Here is an 18,222-nt window from a genome sequence, read left to right on the forward strand (position 1 = left end):
GCCCGCCGTGGAGCGGGTCAGCGGCGGCGGCCTCGCACCGGGTTCCGGTCGTCGTCCTCGTAGTAGAAGACCTCGACGTCCCACAGCTCGTCCTGCAGCGCACGCGCCAGCACCAACCCGTCAGCGCACCACCGCGGGTCGAGCACGCTCGGCCTCGGGGCACGCCGGTTCCACCGGCGCAGCTGCTCCACCAGCTCCTCGCTCACGAACAGGGGCGCCGGGTCCACGGCGAGAGACCGCCCGAACGGGAAGCTCCACAGCGGGACGTCGACCGACGGCGCCGCCATGACCGTCAGCGCGGCCGGCCGGTCGGCCTCCACGGCGGGGCGCTCCTCGTCGGACTCGGCCATCACGACGTCGACATCGGGCAGCTGGTTCTGCAGCTCGGCGACCAGCCGCCGCTCCTCCCGGTCCCAGCCCGGTTCCACCGGACGGGGGACGCGCGCGTTCCAGACAGGCCACACCCGGTCGTTCCACTCCACCAACCGCTCGATCAACGCGACCGGGACGCCGACCCCGGCCAGCTCGTCGGCGCCGAGCGTCCCCATGTCGGTCCACACCGGCACCCCTCCCCCGTGGTCGTGCGCGAACCGGACGCGTGGCGGCAGCGGACCGCTCACGCGTGCTCCTCGGTGGGCAGGGCGCTCGCGGGCACGAGCAGAAAGCGCAGGTCGATCAGCGCGTGCAGCAGCACGGGCAGCAGCAGCGAGCCGGTGTCGAGGTACAGCGCGGCCATGACCCCGCCCAGCACGCCGGTCGTGATGATGCCCGCCCGGCCCTGGTAGGCGTGCGCCAGCCCGAAGGCCACGGCGGCGACGAGCACCAGCACGAACGACGGCGCCCCGCCGGCGGCCGCTGCCACCACCGCCAGGAAGAACCCGCGGTAGAGCCACTCCTCGCACACGCCGGCGGTGACCCCGACGACGGAGAACAGCCGCCGCTCCTCGTCGGTGCGCGGGAGCAGGGCCAGGGTCGAGAGCCCGGGCGGCTCCGCGTGCCGCCCCTCCCCCGGCCGGCGTGCCGGTCGGGCCATCTCCAGCAGCGCGCCGGCCCGCAGCTGGCGGGTGGAGGCGACCACCAGCAGCAGCACGACCACGACGACGACCCAGGTGAGGGGCCCGGGCCACTCCTGCGGCCAGCGCAGCCCGACCGCCCCGGCCGGGACGTCGGTGGCGAAGAGCCAGACGATGACCGCGAGCACCGCCAGGCCCCACTCGAGCACCAGCAGGCGGCGGTAGAACGACCGGCGCGCACCGGCGTCGGTGCGCAGCCGGCCCTCGAACCTCCGGTGCAGGACGTGCCCGACCACCGGCTCCCCCACGACCAGGTAGGCCGCGACCACGACCGCCGCCAGGGCCGCGGGCCCGAAGTCGGCGAGGGAGGCCGGCAGTCCGGTCACCGAGAGCGGGTCAGGTCTCGGCGCGCAGGACTGCCAGCGCGCCGGCGAGGTCGGGCGGGTACTCGCTGGTGAACTCCACCCACCGGCCGTCCGCCGGGTGGTGGAAGCCCAGCCGCACGGCGTGCAGCCACTGGCGCGAGACCCCCAGCCGGGCGGCCAGCGTCGGGTCGGCGCCGTAGGTCATGTCGCCCACGCACGGGTGGCGCAGGGCGGAGAAGTGCACGCGGATCTGGTGGGTCCGGCCCGTCTCCAGCTTGATGTCGACCAGGCTGGCGGCGGCGAATGCCTCGATCACCTCGTAGTGCGTCACCGAGGGGCGCCCGCCCTGGACCACCGCGAACCGCCAGTCGTGCTTGGGGTGGCGGTCGATGGGTGCGTCGATGGTGCCGCGCGAGGGGTCCGGGTGGCCCTGCACGAGGGCGTTGTAGCCCTTCTCGACGGTGCGCTCCTTGAACGCCGCCTTGAGCGCGGTGTAGGCCCGCTCGCTCTTGGCGACCACCATGACGCCGGTCGTCGCCGCGTCCAGCCGGTGCACGACGCCCTGGCGCTCGGCGGCTCCCGAGGTGGAGATGCGGTACCCGGCCGCGGCGAGGCCCCCGATGACGGTCGGGCCGTCCCAGCCGGGGCTCGGGTGGGCGGCGACCCCGACCGGCTTGTCCACGACGACGAGGTCGTCGTCGTCGTGCAGGACGGTCATCCCCTCGACCGGCTTGGGGGCGACCGGCTCGCCCGGCGGGGGCGGCAGCTCCACCTCCAGCCAGCTGCCACCGGTCAGGCGGTCGCCCTTGCCGCGGACCCGGCCGTCGACGACGACGTGGCCGGCGTCGGCGAGCTCGGCGGCCGTCGTCCGGGACAGGCCGAAGAGCCGGGAGAGCGCCTGGTCCACCCGCTGCCCCTCGAGCCCGTCGGGCACGGGGAGGGCCCGGTGCAGGCCAGGAGTGCTGATCACGGGACCCATTGTGCGGGTCCCCGCCGACGGGGCGCCGCAGCCGCCTCAGTCGGTGTCGTCGCTGGTGGCCCGCGTGCCGTCGAACTCGATGCCGCGCAGGGCCAGCAGGACGCCGAGGACGCCGCCGCAGACGATCGCGGAGTCGGCGATGTTGAACACCGGCCACACCTCGCCGTCGGGCCCGAAGACCGACAGGAAGTCGACGACGCCGCCGCGCAGGAAGCCGGGGTCGCGGAAGACCCGGTCGACCAGGTTGCCGACCGCACCGCCGAGGACGAGCCCCAGCGCCACCGCCCAGCCGGTGGAGAACAGCCGCTGGGCGGTGCGGACGATGACGACCGCGACGACCAGGGCGATGAGGGTGAACACGATCGTGAAGCCCTCGGCCAGGGAGAACGCCGCGCCCGTGTTGCGCAGGTTCGTCAGGTAGAGCGCGCCCCCGAGGGTTCGGATGTCCTCACCCGGCTCGATGGTCGCGACGACGACCAGCTTGGTCACGAGGTCGGCGAGCAGGATGCCGGCGGCCAGCGACAGCAGCAGCCGCGTGCGGGGGCGCCCCGAGGGCTCGACGGCGGCGGGCCCGCCGGTGGAGCCGTCCACCGGGTCGGCGTGCTCGGTCAGGTGGGGCTCCTCGGACGTCGTGGCACCGGCGGCGGGGAGCCGCCGGTGCACCGACGATAGCCGGGGCGCTGCCCGGTGCCCGTTACGCGGCGCCGACGGCGGTGGCGCCACCCCGGGACTCGGCCTGCCCGCCCCGGGCGGCCTCCGCGTGCTCCAGCCGGTCCTCGGTCGCCATGCGGGTCAGCGCCGCACCTGCCTCGGCGTCCCGCGTGAGGTTCTCGCCCGAGTGCGGGTCGAAGACGTGGATCTTGCGGGTGTCGAGCCAGAACTCGGCCTCGCGCCCCTCGCGGATCCGGCTGGTCGAGTCGATCGACACGATCGCCTGGGTGCGCAGCTCCTCGGAGTCCAGCTCGCGGGAGAGCTCGCGCAGCTGCGCGGTGATCGACTCGGGTGCGTCGTAGGGGATGTAGGCGTACTGCGAGTCGCCGAGCCACTCGGTGACGTCGACGCGGGCGCGGAACACGGTGCCCACGGGCCGCTTCGCCTCGTCGACGAGGGAGGCGTCCTCGAAGTACTCCGGCCGGATGCCGACCAGCAGCAGCTCGTGGCCGGCGACCTGGCCGGCGCGCTTCTCGTCGAGCTCGATCGGGCCGAACGGCGTCACCAGGCGGTTGCCCTCCACGGTGGCCGGCAGGAAGTTCATCGGCGGCGAGCCGATGAAGCCGGCCACGAAGAGGTTCACCGGCTGCTCGTACAGCTCGCGCGGCGAGGCGACCTGCTGGATCTTGCCCTTGCGCAGGACGCAGACCCGGTCGCCTAGGGTCATGGCCTCGGTCTGGTCGTGGGTGACGTAGACGGTGGTGATGCCCAGGCGGCGCTGCAGCCGGGAGATCTCGGTGCGCATCTGGCCGCGGAGCTTGGCGTCGAGGTTGGACAGCGGCTCGTCGAAGAGGAACGCCTCCGCCTGGCGGACGATGGCGCGGCCCATCGCGACCCGCTGGCGCTGGCCACCGGAGAGGTTGGCCGGCTTGCGCTCGAGGTGGTCCTTGAGCTCCAGGACGTCGGCGGCCTCGGTGACCCGGCGGCGCACCTCCGCGTCCTCCATCTTGGCCAGCCGCAGCGGGAAGGCGATGTTCTCGAACACCGTCATGTGCGGGTAGAGCGCGTAGTTCTGGAAGACCATCGACAGGTTGCGGTCCCGCGGTGCCTTGTCGTTGACGCGGGTGCCACCGATGACCATGTCGCCGCTGGTGATGTCCTCCAGCCCCACGATCATCCGCAGCAGCGTCGACTTCCCGCAGCCGGAGGGGCCGACCAGGATCATGAACTCGCCGTCGGCGATGTCCAGGCTGACGTCGTTCACGGCCGGGTAGCCGTCGCCGTACTGCTTGACGATGTGCTTCATCTCGATGGAGGCCATCAGGAGTCGTCCCCTCGGGTCGGAGCGGTGCTGAGTCGGGTGCCGGCGCTCATCGGGTCAGCCCTTGACCGCGCCGTTGGTGAGGCCGGCGACGATGCGCCGCTGGAAGAGCAGGACCAGGACGACGACCGGGATGGTGACGATCACCGCAGCGGCGGCGATGGCCCCGGTCGGGTCCTCGAACTGCGAGGCGCCGGAGAAGAGGCCGAGCGCGGCGGGGACCGGCCGGGCCGCCGACGTCGAGGTCAGCGAGATGCCGTAGACGAAGTCGTTCCAGGCGATGAAGAACGCGATGATCGCCGTGGTGAAGACGCCGGGCGCGGCCAGCGGCACGATCACCTTGCGGAACGCCTGCCAGGTGGTGGCGCCGTCGACCTGCGCGGCCTGCTCCATCTCCCAGGGGATCTCCCGGAAGAAGGCCGACATGGTCCAGATGGAGATCGGCAGGGTGAGCGACAGGTACGGGATGATCAGCCCGGGCCAGGTGTCGTAGAGCCCGATCTGCCGCCACACGTTGAACAGCGGCGTCACGATCGAGATGACCGGGAAGATCGCCACGACCAGCGCCGTGGAGAGCACCATCTTCTTGCCGGGGAAGTCCAGCCGGGCGATCGCGTAGGCCGCGAACATCGACAGCAGGCACGAGATCGCGGTGGCGATCAGGCAGATGCCGAAGCTGTTGCGCAGCGCCGGCAGGAAGAGCTCGCTGGCATCACCGGTCAGGATCAGGCTGTAGTTGTCCAGCGTTGCCCCGTTGGGCAGGAACTCCCCGGAGTTCAGGTCACCCGCGGACTTGAACGACAGCGCGACGATCCAGCCGATCGGGAACAGGCAGTAGACGACGATCGCCAGCCCGCCGACCCACCACCAGATCTTCTCCTTGCGGGACATCAGCGCTCACCTCTCGCGGAAGCCAGGTCCACCTTGAAGCCCTTGATGAACAGCGCGGCGATGAGGACCACGCTGAGGAACAGCAGCACCGAGACCGCCGACCCGAGGCCGATCTCCAGCCGGGAGATCGTCTGCCGGTAGGCCAGGAACGACACGGACTCGGTGTTGTTGGCACCGCCGGTCATCACGAAGATGCTGTCGAAGACGCGGAAGGCGTCCAGGGTGCGGAACAGCAGGGCCACCATGATCGCGGCCTTCATGTTCGGCAGCGTCACCTTGACCATCCGCTGCCACCAGGTGGCGCCGTCGACCTTGGCCGCCTCCTGCAGCACCTCCGGCACCTGGGCGAGCCCGGCGAGCAGGAGCAGCGAGATGAACGGCGTGGTCTTCCAGATCTCGGCGAGGCAGACCACCAGGAGCGAGGTCCCGGTGTCGCCGAACCAGTCGGTGTCCGCGGAGACGCCCGGTATCCAGGCGAACCACGAGTTCACGAACCCGGTGTTGATGTCGAAGGCGAACTGCCAGGCGAACGCCGAGACCACGGTGATGACGGCGTACGGGATGAGGATCGCCGCCCGCACCACCGGCCGGATCGACTTCAGCGCCTTGGCCATGACCAGGGCGAGGGCGAAGCCCAGGACCAGCTCGACCGCCACGGTGATGACGGTGATCAGCAGCGTGACGCCCAGCGCCGTCCACCACAGCTGGTCGGTGAGGATGACGCCGTAGTTGCTCAGCCCCACGAACTCGCGGTTGGTGGGGTCGGTGAGCCGGTAGGCGAACAGCGACTCGTAGACCGCCTGGATGATCGGGTAGGCGGTGACGCCGAGCATGACCAGGAAGGCCGGCCCGGCGAGCAGCCAGCCGAGCTTGCGCTCGGACCTCGACCGGTCGCTGATCGTGCCGTGCGGCGCGGAGACCGGCTGGGTCTTCTCGACCGGCGGGAGCGTCGTCTGGGTCATCGTTCCGTCTCCCTCACAGCAGCTGGTCCCCTCGCAGCACCGCGCTGATCAGCTCGGCGGCTGCCTTCCCGGTGCCCTCGCCCACCGACGACGGCGGGTGGTACTCGCGCTGGAGACCTCCGGAGACCTCGCTGTAGTACGGGGTCTGCGGCCGCGGCTTCGCCAGCTCCAGAGACTCCCGGATCACCGGCGCCTGCGGGAAGGCCTCGAGCACCTCCGGGTCGTCGAAGACCTCCGCCTTCGCCGCCGGGTTGCCGTTGGTCACGAAGTAGTACGCCTGGTTCTCCGCCGTCGTGATGCACTCGGCGGCCTCCAGGGCCAGGTCGACGTTCTGGCTGAACGCGCTGATCCCCAGGCTGATCCCGCCCAGCGGCGGCGCGGCCGGCTGGTCGGGGTCGACCCGCGGGTAGACGGCGGCGCCGTAGTCCTCGGGCACCGACGGGTCCAGGGAGCCGGCGTCGACCGCACCGAGCGCGCGGGGGTAGACGAAGGGGTAGTTCACCTGGAAGCCGCCCCGCTCGCCCTCGAAGCCGGTGGCCGACGCGTCCTCGTTCTCGGTGGAGAACGCGGGGCTCACGGCGTCGGAGGAGGCAACCATGCCCATCACCTCTGCCGCGCGTTGCGCCGCCTCGGTGGTGAGGCCGAGCTGGATGTCCGCCGGGTCCTCGGCGTTCTCCTCGATGATCGAGCCGCCGGCGGACTCGATGAGCGCGTTGAGCCAGACGGTCAGGGACTCCGCCCGGGCGCCCTGGGCGCCGACGAGCTTCCCCTGGTCCTCGGCCGCCTGGACGATCTGCTCCCAGGTGACCGGCTCGTCCATGTCCAGGCCGGCCGCCTCGGCGACGGACTTGCGGTACCAGAGCACCTGCGTGTTGGCCCAGAACGGGACGGCGACGAGCTCGTCGTCCCAGGTCGCGCCCTCGATCGCCCCCTGCACGACACCCTCGGTCACGCGCTCCTCGACGTCGTCGGGGATGTCGGCCAGGAAGCCGGCCGCCGCGAACTCGGGGATGAACGGCGGGTCGAGGCTCATGATGTCGATGGACGCGTCGTTGGCCGCGAGGCGGCGGACGAGCTGCTCGCGCTGGCCGGCCGCGTCGCGCGGCAGGACGGCGGCGGAGATCCGGTAGCGGCCCTCGGCGGCCTCGGTGCAGCGGGCGGCGAGCTCGGCCTGGCCTCCGGAGTCCGGGTTGGTGTACCAGGTGAGCGTCGGCACTCCCCCGGTCCCACCGCCGCCGCAGGCGGCCAGGCTGGAGGCCAGGACGACGCCGGCCGCAGCACCGGCGAGGCGTCGAGGCGCCCGGGCTCGTCCGGTTCGGGAGGCCGTCGCCCGCCGGTGTGGCGGGTGCTGGCCGGGGACCTCAGTCACACGCATCGCCTCCGTTGGCGTCCGGTGAGCCGGGATGATCTCGGCGTTCTCGGAGCGTGGTACCGCCGTCAGGGGCTGTCAAACGGAACGCAACCCGGTCGTGACCCCGCCGTCACCTGCCGTTCCGGCGCGGCGGACCGCGCCGCGCCGGAACCGCTCAGCCCCGGCCGGCGATGACCGAGGGCGTGGTCAGCTCCTCGGGCGTGCCGGGCAGGACGGTCTCGAAGTAGGAGCGCGCCGCCTTCGTCGTCCCGACGTCCCGGCCGGCCTTCTCGGACAGGAACCACCGGTGCTCGAGCACCTCGTGGAACACCTCGGCCGGCTCCAGCCGGCCCTGCAGGGACTCGGGCACCGCGTCGACGACCGGCTGGTAGACCTCGGCGAGCCAGCGGTGGCCGGCGATGGTGTCCGGGACCGGGTGCCCGGACTTCTGCTCCAGGTAGGCCCGGAAGGCACGGACGTCGTTGAGCAGCCGCTGGGCCTGGCGCTCCTGCACCTCCAGGCCGGTGAGCCGGAACAGCTCCCGGCGGTTGTGGCCGGGCTCGGCCACCCGCGTCTCGACCCGCAGCCGGGTGCCCTCCGCGGTGGTCCGGAGCTCCACCTCGCCGACGTCGAAGCCCAGCTCGTTGAGCCGCTGCAGCCGCTCGGCAACCCGGTAGCGCTGCTCGTCGGTGCGGAAGACCTCCTCGCGGGTCACCTCGTCCCACAGCGACTCGTAGCGGGGCGGCAGGCTGTCGGCGATCTCGATCGGGTCGAGGTCCTCGGGCAGCAGGCCGCCGAACTGCAGGTCCAGCAGCTCGGCGCCCACCCGCTCGCGGGCGAGGTCGACGTCGTAGCGGCGCTGGCCCGGCGAGAGGGACGGGTAGCGCTCGGCGGTCTCGGCGTCGACCAGGTAGGCGGCGAAGGTCCCGGCGTCGAGGCGGAACAGGGTGTTGGACAGCGAGCAGTCGCCCCAGAAGACGCCGGCCAGGTGCAGCCGGACCAGCAGCACGACCATCGTGTCGAGCAGCTGCTCGGGCGACTGGTGCCCGCGCGGCCGGGAGAACAGCCAGCGGTAGGACATCGAGTACTCGAGGTAGCGCGTCACCAGGATCGCCGGCTGCTCGTCGGGCCGGTCGACGCAGATCCCGAGCACCGACACCGAGGGCAGCCCCTCCCCCTCGAACTGGGCCAGCAGCGCGTACTCGTGCCGCGCCAGCCGCTCGTCGATCTCCTTGAGCGCGTAGACCCGTCCCTCGACCGCGACGAAGCGCACGACGTGCCGGGAGATACCGCGGGAGGGGACGTCGAGCAGCAGCTCGTGGTCCCACTCCTCCAGCGGCTGGTGCCACGGCAGCGGGAGGAGGCCCGTCGCGTCCGTGGCCGGTGGCCGGAAGAGGTAGCGCATCACGTGCTCCGTGGGGTCCCGGCACGGCGACCGCCGCCCGGTGCCGGTGTGGTCACGATGCCACGCGAGGAGCGCCCCCGCCTGCAGGACGCCCCCTCGTCAGTCGGAGTCGTCGGGGCGGCCGGACTCGCCGCGCCACATGGCCAGGCGGCCCGCGCGGCTGACCGCGCGCAGCCGGCGCTCGGCCTCCGCCCGGGACCGGCGCGCCGACACCAGCAGCGCCTGGTCGCCGCGCATCAGCCGGGTGTTCTCGTCGGGCACGAACGCGCGCCCGTGGCGGACGATCAGCACGACGGCGGCGTCCTCGGGCAGCCGCAGCTCGGGCAGGTAGACGCCGTGCAGCCGCGACCCGGCCGGCACGGTCATCTGCATCAGCTCGGCGTCGAGCTCCTCCAGCGGCGCGGCCTCCACCTGGATCTCCCGGGGCGCGACCGGCGCGGCGATGCCCAGCCGCCGGGCGACCCACGGCAGCGACCAGCCCTGCACCAGGGTGAAGACGACGACCAGCACGAACACCGTGTCGAAGACGGTCGTCGCGCCGGGCACCTGCGCCGTCAGCGGGAAGGTGGCGACGACGATCGGCACCGCCCCGCGCAGCCCCGCCCAGGAGATGAAGACCTGCTGCCGCAGCGGGAAGCGGAACCACACCAGGCTGGCCAGCACCGACAGCGGCCGCGCCAGCAGCAGCAGCGCACCACCGACCAGCAGGGCCGGGCCGACCGCCTCGGGCAGCCGGGACGGCGAGACGAGCAGCCCCAGCATCACGAAGAGGCCGATCTGCGCCAGCGACGCCATGCCCTCGGCGAAGCCGATGCTCGCCGAGCGGTGCGGCAGGGTCGCGTTGCCGAGCACGAGACCGCACAGGTAGACGGCCACGAAGCCCGACGTGTGCAGCAGCGAGGCGCCGGCGAAGGCGAGCACGCACAGCGCCAGGGTGGCCAGCGGGTAGAAGCCCGACAGCGGCAGCGCGACCCGGCGCAGCAGCTCCGCCCCGCCGTAGCCGACGGCCAGCCCGAGCACGGCTCCCCCGACCAGCTCGGCGACCACGACCACCGGCACCTGCCACCAGGGGCCGGACACCTCGCCGGTCAGCACGTCGGAGAGCACGACGACGAGGAGGATGACCGGGGCGTCGTTCAGCCCGCTCTCGGCCTCGAGGGAGGCGGCCAGCCGCCGCGGCAGCGGCAGCCGGCGCAGGGTGGCGAAGACGGCGGCGGCGTCGGTGGAGCTGATGACGGCAGCGACGAGCAGCGCGAAGCCCCACTCCCAGCCGAGCAGCCAGACGGTGACCGCCGCGGTGACGCCGATGCTCACCACGACCCCGGCCGTGGCCAGGCTCAGCCCCGGCCCCAGCGCGCGGCGGACGTCGGCCCAGCGCGTGGTCAGGCCGCCCTCGGCCAGGATGACCAGCAGCGCGGCGACGCCGAGGGTCTGGGTGAGCGAGTAGTCCTCGAACTGGACGCCGAGGCCGCTCTCGCCCAGGGCCACGCCGATCGCCAGGTAGAGCAGCAGGCTGGGCAGCCCCAGCCGGTCGGCCAGGCGCAGCGCGACCGCGGCCAGGAGCACGACGACCGCCCCGACGGCGAGGGCCACCGTGACCGTCGTGTTCACCGCGCCCCCGCCATGGGGGCAGTCTCCCGTACCGGGTCGCGGGCCGAGGGGGACGCACCGGCGAGCCCGTTTGCCGGTTCGGGGAGAATGGGGGCGTGAGCGCCCCCACCGGTCCCTTCGCCGCGCTGCCCCCGCAGGTCGACCTCCCCGCCCTCGAGCACCGCATCCTCGAGCGCTGGGAGAGCGAGAAGGTCTTCGACCGGTCGCTGGAGGCCTCGCAGGGCCGCCCGCAGTGGAACGTCTACGAGGGCCCGCCGACCGCGAACGGCCGCCCCGGCACCCACCACATCGAGGCCCGGGCGTTCAAGGACGTCTTCCCCCGGTTCAAGACGATGCAGGGCTGGCACGTGCCCCGGCGCGCCGGCTGGGACTGCCACGGCCTGCCGGTCGAGATCGCCGTCGAGCAGCAGCTCGGCTTCGCCGGCAAGCCGGACATCGAGCGCTACGGCATCGCCGACTTCAACGCCCGGTGCCGCGAGTCGGTGGAGAAGCACGTCGCCGACTTCGCCGACCTCACCCGCCGGATGGGCTACTGGGTCGACTTCTCCGACGCCTACTGGACGATGGACCCCAGCTACATCGAGAGCGTCTGGTGGTCGCTCAAGCAGGTGCACGGCAAGGGCCTGCTCGTCGAGGACCACCGGGTCGCCCCCTACTGCCCGCGCTGCGGCACCGGCCTGTCCGACCACGAGGTCGCCCAGGGGTACGAGTCGATCACCGACCCGTCGGTGTACGTCCGCATGCCGATCCTCGACGGCGAGTGGGCCGGCAGGGCCGACCTGCTGGTGTGGACGACGACGCCGTGGACGCTGCCCAGCAACACCGCCGTCGCCGTGCACCCCGAGGTCACCTACGTCGTCGCGCGCGCCGCCGGCACCGAGGACGTCCCCGTGGTCGTGGCCGAGCCGCTGCTGGCCGCGGTCCTCGGTGAGGACGCCGAGGTCCTCGGCCGGGCGCCCGGCCGGGACTGGGAGCGGACGCACTACCAGCGGCCCTTCGAGCTGGTCGAGTTCCCCGAGGGCGACGCCCACTTCGTCGTCCTGGCCGAGTACGTCACCACCGACGACGGCACCGGCCTGGTGCACCAGTCCCCCGCGTTCGGCGCCGACGACCTCGCCGTCTGCCGCGGCTACGGCCTGCCGGTGGTGAACCCGATCGACGCGGCCGGCCACTTCCTGGCCGAGGTCCCGCTGGTGGGCGGGCACTTCTTCAAGGCCGCCGACCCCGCGCTGGTCGAGGACCTGAAGGCCCGCGGCGTCCTGTTCCGGGAGATCCGGTACGAGCACAGCTACCCGCACTGCTGGCGCTGCCACACGCCGCTCATGTACTACGCGCAGCCGTCCTGGTACATCCGCACCAGCGCGATCAAGGACCAGCTGCTGGCCGAGAACCAGAAGACCAACTGGTTCCCGGAGAACATCAAGACCGGCCGCTACGGCGACTGGCTGAACAACAACGTCGACTGGGCGCTGTCGCGCGACCGGTACTGGGGCACCCCGCTGCCTGTCTGGCGCAACGACGCCGACCCCGCCCGCATGGTCGTGGTCGGCTCCCTCGCCGAGCTCTCGGAGCTGACCGGCCGCGACCTGTCCGAGCTGGACCCGCACCGGCCGTTCATCGACGAGGTCACCTTCACCGTGGCCGGCGAGGAGGGCACCTACCGGCGCGTGCCCCAGGTCATCGACGCCTGGTACGACTCCGGCTCCATGCCCTTCGCCCAGTGGGGCGCGCCCTACCGCAACCAGGAGCAGTTCGAGGCCGCCTACCCGGCGCACTTCATCGCCGAGGCGATCGACCAGACCCGCGGCTGGTTCTACTCGCTCATGGCGGTGGGCACCCTGGTGTTCGAGCAGAGCTCGTACGACAACGTGCTGTGCCTGGGCCACATCCTGGCCGAGGACGGCCGGAAGATGAGCAAGCACCTCGGCAACATCCTCGAGCCCATCCCGCTGATGGACCGGCACGGCGCCGACGCCGTCCGCTGGTTCATGCTGGCCGGCGGCTCGCCGTGGTCGGCCCGCCGGGTCGGCCACGAGACGCTGTCCGAGGTCGTCCGCAAGGTCCTGCTCACCTACTGGAACACCGCCAGCTTCTTCACCCTGTACGCCGAGACCAACAGCTGGGACCCGGCCTCCGCTCCCGCGCCGGCCCGCGCCGAGCGGCCGCTGCTGGACCGGTGGGCGCTGGCCGAGCTCGCCGCGGTCACCCGCGACGTCACCGCCGCGCTGGAGGAGTTCGACACGCAGGGCGCCGGCCGGCTGCTCGCCCAGTTCGTCGACGACCTGTCCAACTGGTACGTGCGCCGCTCGCGCCGCCGCTTCTGGGACGGCGACCCCTCGGCCCTCGGCACGCTGCACGAGGTGCTCGACGGGCTGACCCGGCTCATGGCGCCGTTCACGCCGTTCGTCACCGACGAGGTGTGGGTGCGCGCGGTCGTCCCCGGTCGGGCCGACGCGGTCGACTCGGTGCACCTGGCCTCCTGGCCCGAGGTGGACACCGAGGCCCTCGACGACACCCTGGTCGAGCAGATGACGCTGGTCCGCCGGCTCGTCGAGCTCGGCCGCTCGGCCCGCACCTCCGCCAAGGTGCGGACCCGGCAGCCGCTGGCCCGCGCGGTCGTGGCCGCGCCGGGCTGGTCCACGCTCCCCCGCGACCTGGTCGCCGAGGTGGCCGACGAGCTGAACGTGGCCGAGATCCTCGAGCTCGCCGCCGTGGGCGGGGACCTGGTCGACGTCAGCGTGAAGATCGACTTCCGCGCCGTGGGCCGCCGGCTCGGCAAGCAGGTGCAGGCGGTGGCGAAGGCCGTCGCCGCGGCCGACGCCGCCGCGCTGGTCGCGGACTACCGGGCCGGGACCGCGTCCGTCGACGTCGAGGGCACCCCGGTCGCGCTCGCCGACGGCGACCTGGTCGTCACCGAGACCCCCCGCGAGGGGTGGACGGTGGCCAGCACCGGTGGGCTCACCGTCGCGCTGGACCTCACGCTGACCCCGGAGCTGGAGCGGGCGGGCCTGGTCCGCGAGGTGGTCCGGCTGGTGCAGGAGGCCCGCAAGGGTTCCGGCCTGGAGGTCAGCGACCGGATCGAGCTGCGCTGGACCGCCGACGGCGTGCTGGCACAGGCGCTCGAGGAGCACGCCGAGCAGCTGGCCGGTGAGGTCCTCGCCGTCGCCGTGCACGCCGGCTCGGCGGGCGAGGGCGACGGTGTCGAGGGTCCCGAGGGCTCCCGGTTCTGGGTGACGAAGGCCTGAGCCTCAGGCCCCGTTGCGGCTCGCGCGGGCGCGGGCGGCGAGGGTCCGGTCGGGCCGGCAGGCCCCGCAGGGCGTGAAACCGTCGGTGCGGGCCTCGTCGAGCGGCAGCGGGAACGTGCTCCGGCTGCCCAGCCAGGGGCAGCCGGCCACGTGGTAGCGCGGGTGCTCGTCGACGACGAGCACCTCGTCCTTGAGGTCCACGACCATGAGCAGGTCGGTGACCTCGACCTCCTCGACCGGCGGGTCCTCGTCGTCCAGCGGCGGCTCGGCCGCGGCGGCGACGGGCGCCCCGGCGGCCGGCTCGAGCGAACCGCTGCCCGCCGCCACGGGGACCTGAGCCGGTTCCGGGGCCGTCCTCGGCGCCGTGCGGGCCGCGATCTCGCGGCGGGCGAGGACCAGGACCGCGGCTGCCGCGACGCAGGCCGCCACGCAGCCCCAGTACAGGGCGGTGATCCCGGTGGACAGCCCGGCCACGAACAGGCCGAGGCCCACCAGGACGAGGAGTCCGGCAGCCAGGATCACGCCTGAACCTTAGGGGGGCACCGGCCCGGCCCGCCCGTCCAACTCGGCGGACGACGACGAGGGCCCCCGGAAGAGGTCTTCCGGGGGCCCTCGTGGTGCTGCTGGCTCAGGCGGGGGCGTGCTGGTTCTGCCGGCCGACCGAGGCCGGCTCCGCGGAGCTGCGGCTGTCCAGGTCGCGCAGGTGCGACTCCAGGAAGGACCGCAGGCGGGTGCGGTACTCGCGCTCCATCGTGCGGAGCTCCTCGATCTTCCGCTCGAGGCTGGAGCGCTTCTCCTCCAGCGAGCCCATCGCCTCGAGGTGGCGGCGCTCGGCGTCCTGCTCCAGGGCGGCGGCCTTGGCGCGGGCCTCGCGCTCCATGGTCTCGGCGCGGGTGCGGGCGTCACCGATCATCGAGTCCGCGCGGTGCTTGGCCTCGGTGACCATCTGCTCGCTCTTGGCGCGCGCCTCGGTCATGAGGCGGTCGCTGTTGGTCTTGGCGCTGCTGAGCATCTGCTCGGCCTGGCTCTTGGCCTCGTTCACGTACCGGTCGGCGGTCTCCGTGGCGAGCGCGAGCATGCGCGAGGCACGCGCGCTGTCGTCCTCGCGGGAGGCCTGGACCGGCGGCGGAGCGGCGACCACGGGGGCCGGCGCCGGAGCCGGGGGCTCGGGCCGCTCCTCGGCACGGGGCGCGGGAGCACGACCCGCGCCGGCGCGCAGCTCGTTGTTCTCCTCGATCAAGCGGGCCAGTTCGGCCTCCACGACGTCGAGGAAGGCGTCGACCTCGTCCTCGTCGTAGCCCCGCTTGCCGATGGGCGGCTTCTTGAAGACGACGTTGTGCACGTCGGCAGGGGTGAGTGGCATCTCAGGTCACCTCGGGTCGGACGGCGGGCACAGGGACGTTCTCGGACGAGCGGGACCACACCCGTTCTGCGTCCATACCCCGGGAGGGAAGTGCGGTCACGCGGTGATGGCCAGCCGGGTCGTGATGCTCCGGAGGATCACCACGGCGATCAGCAGCACCATAAACCCGAGGTCCAGTCGGATGGACCCGAGGTTGAGCGGCGGGATCACCTTCCGGATCGCCTTCAGCGGCGGGTCGGTGGTGGAGTAGACGACCTCCAGCCCGGCGGCGACCAGGCCGGAGGGGCGCCAGCTGCGCGCCAGCACCATCACCCAGTCCACGACGAACCGTGCGAAGAGCAGCACGAGGAAGACGAGCAGCACCGACGAGACGATCTGCCAGAAGAGAGCCACAGTCCTCGATCGTTCAGGGCACCTCGGGTGCCGCCTCCACCGGTGTCACCGCTCCGCCACCGCTCAGGACTTGTCGGAGAACCCGCCTTCGCGGATCTTCGCCTTGTCCTCGGGGGTGACGGCGACGTCCTGCGGGCTGAGCAGGAACACCTTTGCCGTGACGCGCTCGATACTACCGCGCAGGCCGAAGCTCAGTCCCGCGGCGAAGTCGACGAGCCGCTTCGCGTCGGCGTCGTCCATCTCCGTGAGGTTCATGATCACCGGCATGCCGTCGCGGAAGCGCTCACCGATGGTGCGGGCCTCGTTGTACGTGCGCGGGTGCAGCGTGGTGATCCGGTAGGACTTCGGCGCGGGCGCGGGCGCCGGGGCCGGCTCGGGCTCGGGAGCCACGACCGGCTCCCGCACGAGGGCGGCGGCCGCGCTCACGGGGCCGGAGCTGTGCACCGGGCCGGAGCCGTGCACCGAACCACCGAGACGCGCGGCCGAGGACCCGGACGCCGCGGGCGCCAGGCCGATCGTGCGGGGCGCCACACGGCGCACCGAGAGCGGCTCGGGGTCGCGGACGGGCGGCTCGTCCATCGCCGGCTCCTCGTCGTACCCGGCGCGGGCGTAGTCGTCGTCGGCGTACGCCGGGTCGGCGTAGTCGTCGTAGCGGTCCTCGCCGTACCGGGCGTACCGGCGGTCATGGTCCACGTCGTCCGGCGTGCGGGAGTCGTACCGGCCGTAGCCGCGGGTGTCGTCGTCCTCGACGAGCCCCAGGTAGATCCCCATCCTCCGCATGGCTCCAGCCATCGGACCTCCCCCTCTGCTGGCGTCCTCAGCATCGCGTCTGCACGGTCGTCGTCACATCGGCCCCAGGAGCTCAGGACTTCTGCGTCCCGTGTGACTGCTGTGACTCGCGTGGCTGGTGTTCCTCGAACTCACCGCAGGGTAGGGGCCGCGCGCCGAACAATGCGGTTCCGACACGCACGAGCGTGGCGCCGGCGGCGACGGCCGCCTCGAGGTCCCCGCTCATGCCGGCCGACAGCCCGGCGGCCTCCGGGTGGTCGGTGCGGACCCGCTCGGCCAGCGCCGCGAGCCGGGCGAAGGCGGCTGCCGGGTCGCCCCCGCGAGGGGCCACCGCCATGAGCCCTTGCAGCGCCAGCCCGCCGGCGTCCGCGACCGCGTCGCACAGCGCCGGGACCTCGTCCGGGGACGCGCCGCCGCGGGCCGCGGCCTCCCCCTCGGGGCCGCCCAGGTCCACCTGGACGTAGACCTCGACCGGCCGCCCGAGCTCCTGGGCGGCCCGGGCCAGCGTGGCCGCGAGCGACTCCCGGTCGACGGAGTGGACCACCGCGCCGGTGCGCGCCACGGCGGCGGCCTTGTTGCGCTGCAGCTGGCCGACGAAGTGCCACCGGAGGTCCGCGCACTCCGGCCGGCCGGCCAGCGCGCCGGCCTTGGCCAGCAGCTCCTGCACCCGGTTCTCGCCGAAGTCGCGCTGGCCCGCGGCGGCCAGCTCCCGGACGTCGTCGGCCGGCCAGGTCTTGCTGACCGCCAGCAGGCCGACCTCCGCCGGGTCGCGACCGGCCGCCCGTGCCGCCGCGTCGATGCGGGCGCGGACGTCCCTCAGGTTCTCCTCGAGCCGGGACATGACGCCATCCTGCCAAGGGCGCCGGTCGGTCAGCCCAGCCAGACGAGGCCGGCCTGGCGACCGGTGACGCCCTCCCGGCGGTGCGAGAAGAGCGTGGGGTCCTCCACGGTGCACCGCGGGTCCTGCACGACGTCCGGGATCCCCGCCCGGCGGAGGATCTCCGCGACGCCCGCGCGCAGGTCCAGGCCCGGCGTCCCCGTGCGGGTGCGCACGGCGGCGGCCGGTGCGACGGCGGCGACCTCGGCCTGCATCGCCTCGGGCACCTCGTAGCACTCGCCGCACACGGCCGGCCCGAGCAGCGCGGTCACGTGCCGGGCCCTGGCCCCGAGGCTCGCCATCGCCGACAGCGTCGCCGGGACGACGCCCTTCCGGACCCCCTCGCGCCCGGCGTGCACCGCGGCGACGACCCCGGTCTCGTGGTCGGCGAGCAGCACCGGCACGCAGTCGGCGGCCAGCACCGCGAGCACCAGGCCCGGGGTCGAGGTGACCAGGGCGTCGGTGTCGGGCAGCGGGCCCTCCCGAGGGCCGTCGACGACGGCGACGCCGGTGCCGTGCACCTGCGACATCCACACGAGGCGGTCCTCCCCCACCCCGAGCTCGCGCGCGACGCGGGCCCGGTTGGCGGCGACGTCGGCCGGGTCGTCGCCGACGTGGTCGCCCAGGTTGAAGGAGTCGTACGGGGAACGGGAGCGGCCGCCCCGCCGGTCGGTGACGACCCTGCGGGGTCGTACCGCCGACGGAGCGGCCGGGTCGTTGCTCATCACCTCGAACCTTACGGCCCGGGGTCAGCCCTTCAGGAACTCCGGGATGTCGAGCTCCTCCTCGAAGTCCTCGTTCGACAGCGGCCGGCGGCCGTTGGCGACGGGGCCCGGGATCGGCGGCAGCGGCGGCACCGTGATGCCACCCCCGGTCGCCGGGCGGGCCGGCGTGCCCGACCCGGTGGGAGCGAGCCGCTCCCCGGCCGCGGACGCTGCGGGTGGTGGAGGCGGTGCAGGACATCGCCCGCATCGCGCGGATCGGCAACCAGGAGATCTCGGCGTCG

General features: G+C 73.3%; 17 protein-coding genes. 1 reads left to right on the forward strand and 16 read right to left on the reverse strand.

Annotation, left to right across the window (positions count from 1 at the left end; translation table 11 throughout):
* Nucleotides 1-17 precede the first annotated feature (17 nt).
* The 10 genes from E4P43_RS11640 to E4P43_RS11685 all read right to left on the reverse strand — a co-directional run bounded on the left by E4P43_RS11640 (nt 18) and on the right by E4P43_RS11685 (nt 10,549).
* Nucleotides 18-620 (reverse strand): hypothetical protein, encoded by a 603-nt coding sequence (locus tag E4P43_RS11640; RefSeq protein ID WP_135145614.1) that lies wholly within the window; start codon nt 618-620, stop codon nt 18-20.
* Complete coding sequence (locus tag E4P43_RS11645; protein ID WP_135145615.1) at nt 617-1,399, reverse strand: CPBP family intramembrane glutamic endopeptidase; 783 nt, start codon at nt 1,397-1,399, stop codon at nt 617-619. Before E4P43_RS11645 ends, E4P43_RS11640 begins: the two co-directional genes overlap by 4 nt.
* Nucleotides 1,400-1,409: 10 nt before the next feature.
* Nucleotides 1,410-2,357 carry an RluA family pseudouridine synthase gene (locus tag E4P43_RS11650; protein WP_135145616.1) on the reverse strand — a complete coding sequence of 316 codons (948 nt, stop codon included), beginning with the start codon at nt 2,355-2,357 and terminating at the stop codon, nt 1,410-1,412.
* Nucleotides 2,358-2,393: 36 nt separating this feature from the next.
* Nucleotides 2,394-3,020 carry a signal peptidase II gene (gene lspA / locus E4P43_RS11655; protein WP_135145617.1) on the reverse strand — a complete coding sequence of 209 codons (627 nt, stop codon included), beginning with the start codon at nt 3,018-3,020 and terminating at the stop codon, nt 2,394-2,396.
* A 31-nt stretch (nt 3,021-3,051) separates the two neighbouring features.
* Nucleotides 3,052-4,329 (reverse strand): sn-glycerol-3-phosphate ABC transporter ATP-binding protein UgpC, encoded by a 1,278-nt coding sequence (gene ugpC / locus E4P43_RS11660; protein ID WP_135145618.1) that lies wholly within the window; start codon nt 4,327-4,329, stop codon nt 3,052-3,054.
* 57 nt (nt 4,330-4,386) lie between these two features.
* Entirely contained in the window at nt 4,387-5,220 is an 834-nt protein-coding gene (locus E4P43_RS11665) for a carbohydrate ABC transporter permease (RefSeq protein WP_135145619.1), read from the reverse strand.
* Nucleotides 5,220-6,182, reverse strand: coding sequence for a sugar ABC transporter permease (locus E4P43_RS11670; RefSeq protein ID WP_135145620.1), 963 nt, complete (start codon nt 6,180-6,182; stop codon nt 5,220-5,222). The genes E4P43_RS11665 and E4P43_RS11670 overlap by 1 nt, the downstream gene beginning before the upstream one ends.
* A 13-nt stretch (nt 6,183-6,195) precedes the next feature.
* Complete coding sequence (locus tag E4P43_RS11675) at nt 6,196-7,551, reverse strand: extracellular solute-binding protein (RefSeq protein ID WP_245159096.1); 1,356 nt, start codon at nt 7,549-7,551, stop codon at nt 6,196-6,198.
* A 157-nt stretch (nt 7,552-7,708) separates the two neighbouring features.
* A complete protein-coding gene (locus E4P43_RS11680; protein WP_135145622.1) occupies nt 7,709-8,938 on the reverse strand; it encodes a DUF4032 domain-containing protein in 1,230 nt (409 codons plus the stop codon).
* A 99-nt stretch (nt 8,939-9,037) separates the two neighbouring features.
* Nucleotides 9,038-10,549 (reverse strand): potassium/proton antiporter, encoded by a 1,512-nt coding sequence (locus tag E4P43_RS11685; RefSeq protein ID WP_135145623.1) that lies wholly within the window; start codon nt 10,547-10,549, stop codon nt 9,038-9,040.
* A gap of 95 nt (nt 10,550-10,644) precedes the next feature.
* Between E4P43_RS11685 and ileS the strand changes: the two genes are divergently transcribed.
* Nucleotides 10,645-13,794 (forward strand): isoleucine--tRNA ligase, encoded by a 3,150-nt coding sequence (gene ileS / locus E4P43_RS11690; RefSeq protein ID WP_209313846.1) that lies wholly within the window; start codon nt 10,645-10,647, stop codon nt 13,792-13,794.
* Between the two features lie 3 nt (nt 13,795-13,797).
* Here the strand turns inward: ileS and E4P43_RS11695 are convergent, their stop codons facing one another.
* The 6 genes from E4P43_RS11695 to pgeF form a co-directional block, all read right to left on the reverse strand.
* Nucleotides 13,798-14,316 (reverse strand): hypothetical protein, encoded by a 519-nt coding sequence (locus E4P43_RS11695; RefSeq protein ID WP_135145624.1) that lies wholly within the window; start codon nt 14,314-14,316, stop codon nt 13,798-13,800.
* A gap of 106 nt (nt 14,317-14,422) precedes the next feature.
* Complete coding sequence (locus tag E4P43_RS11700; protein ID WP_135145625.1) at nt 14,423-15,157, reverse strand: DivIVA domain-containing protein; 735 nt, start codon at nt 15,155-15,157, stop codon at nt 14,423-14,425.
* 96 nt (nt 15,158-15,253) lie between these two features.
* Complete coding sequence (locus E4P43_RS11705) at nt 15,254-15,550, reverse strand: YggT family protein (protein WP_135145626.1); 297 nt, start codon at nt 15,548-15,550, stop codon at nt 15,254-15,256.
* A gap of 63 nt (nt 15,551-15,613) precedes the next feature.
* Nucleotides 15,614-16,342 (reverse strand): cell division protein SepF, encoded by a 729-nt coding sequence (gene sepF / locus E4P43_RS20855; RefSeq protein ID WP_135145627.1) that lies wholly within the window; start codon nt 16,340-16,342, stop codon nt 15,614-15,616.
* A gap of 70 nt (nt 16,343-16,412) precedes the next feature.
* On the reverse strand, nt 16,413-17,180 hold the full coding sequence (locus tag E4P43_RS11715; protein ID WP_135145628.1) for a YggS family pyridoxal phosphate-dependent enzyme: 768 nt from the start codon (nt 17,178-17,180) through the stop codon (nt 16,413-16,415).
* 29 nt (nt 17,181-17,209) lie between these two features.
* A complete protein-coding gene (gene pgeF, locus E4P43_RS11720) occupies nt 17,210-17,941 on the reverse strand; it encodes a peptidoglycan editing factor PgeF (protein ID WP_135145629.1) in 732 nt (243 codons plus the stop codon).
* Between the last annotated feature and the right edge of the window lie 281 nt (nt 17,942-18,222).

The organism is Blastococcus sp. TF02A-35 (assembly GCF_004571075.1).
Lineage (GTDB): Bacteria > Actinomycetota > Actinomycetes > Mycobacteriales > Geodermatophilaceae > Blastococcus.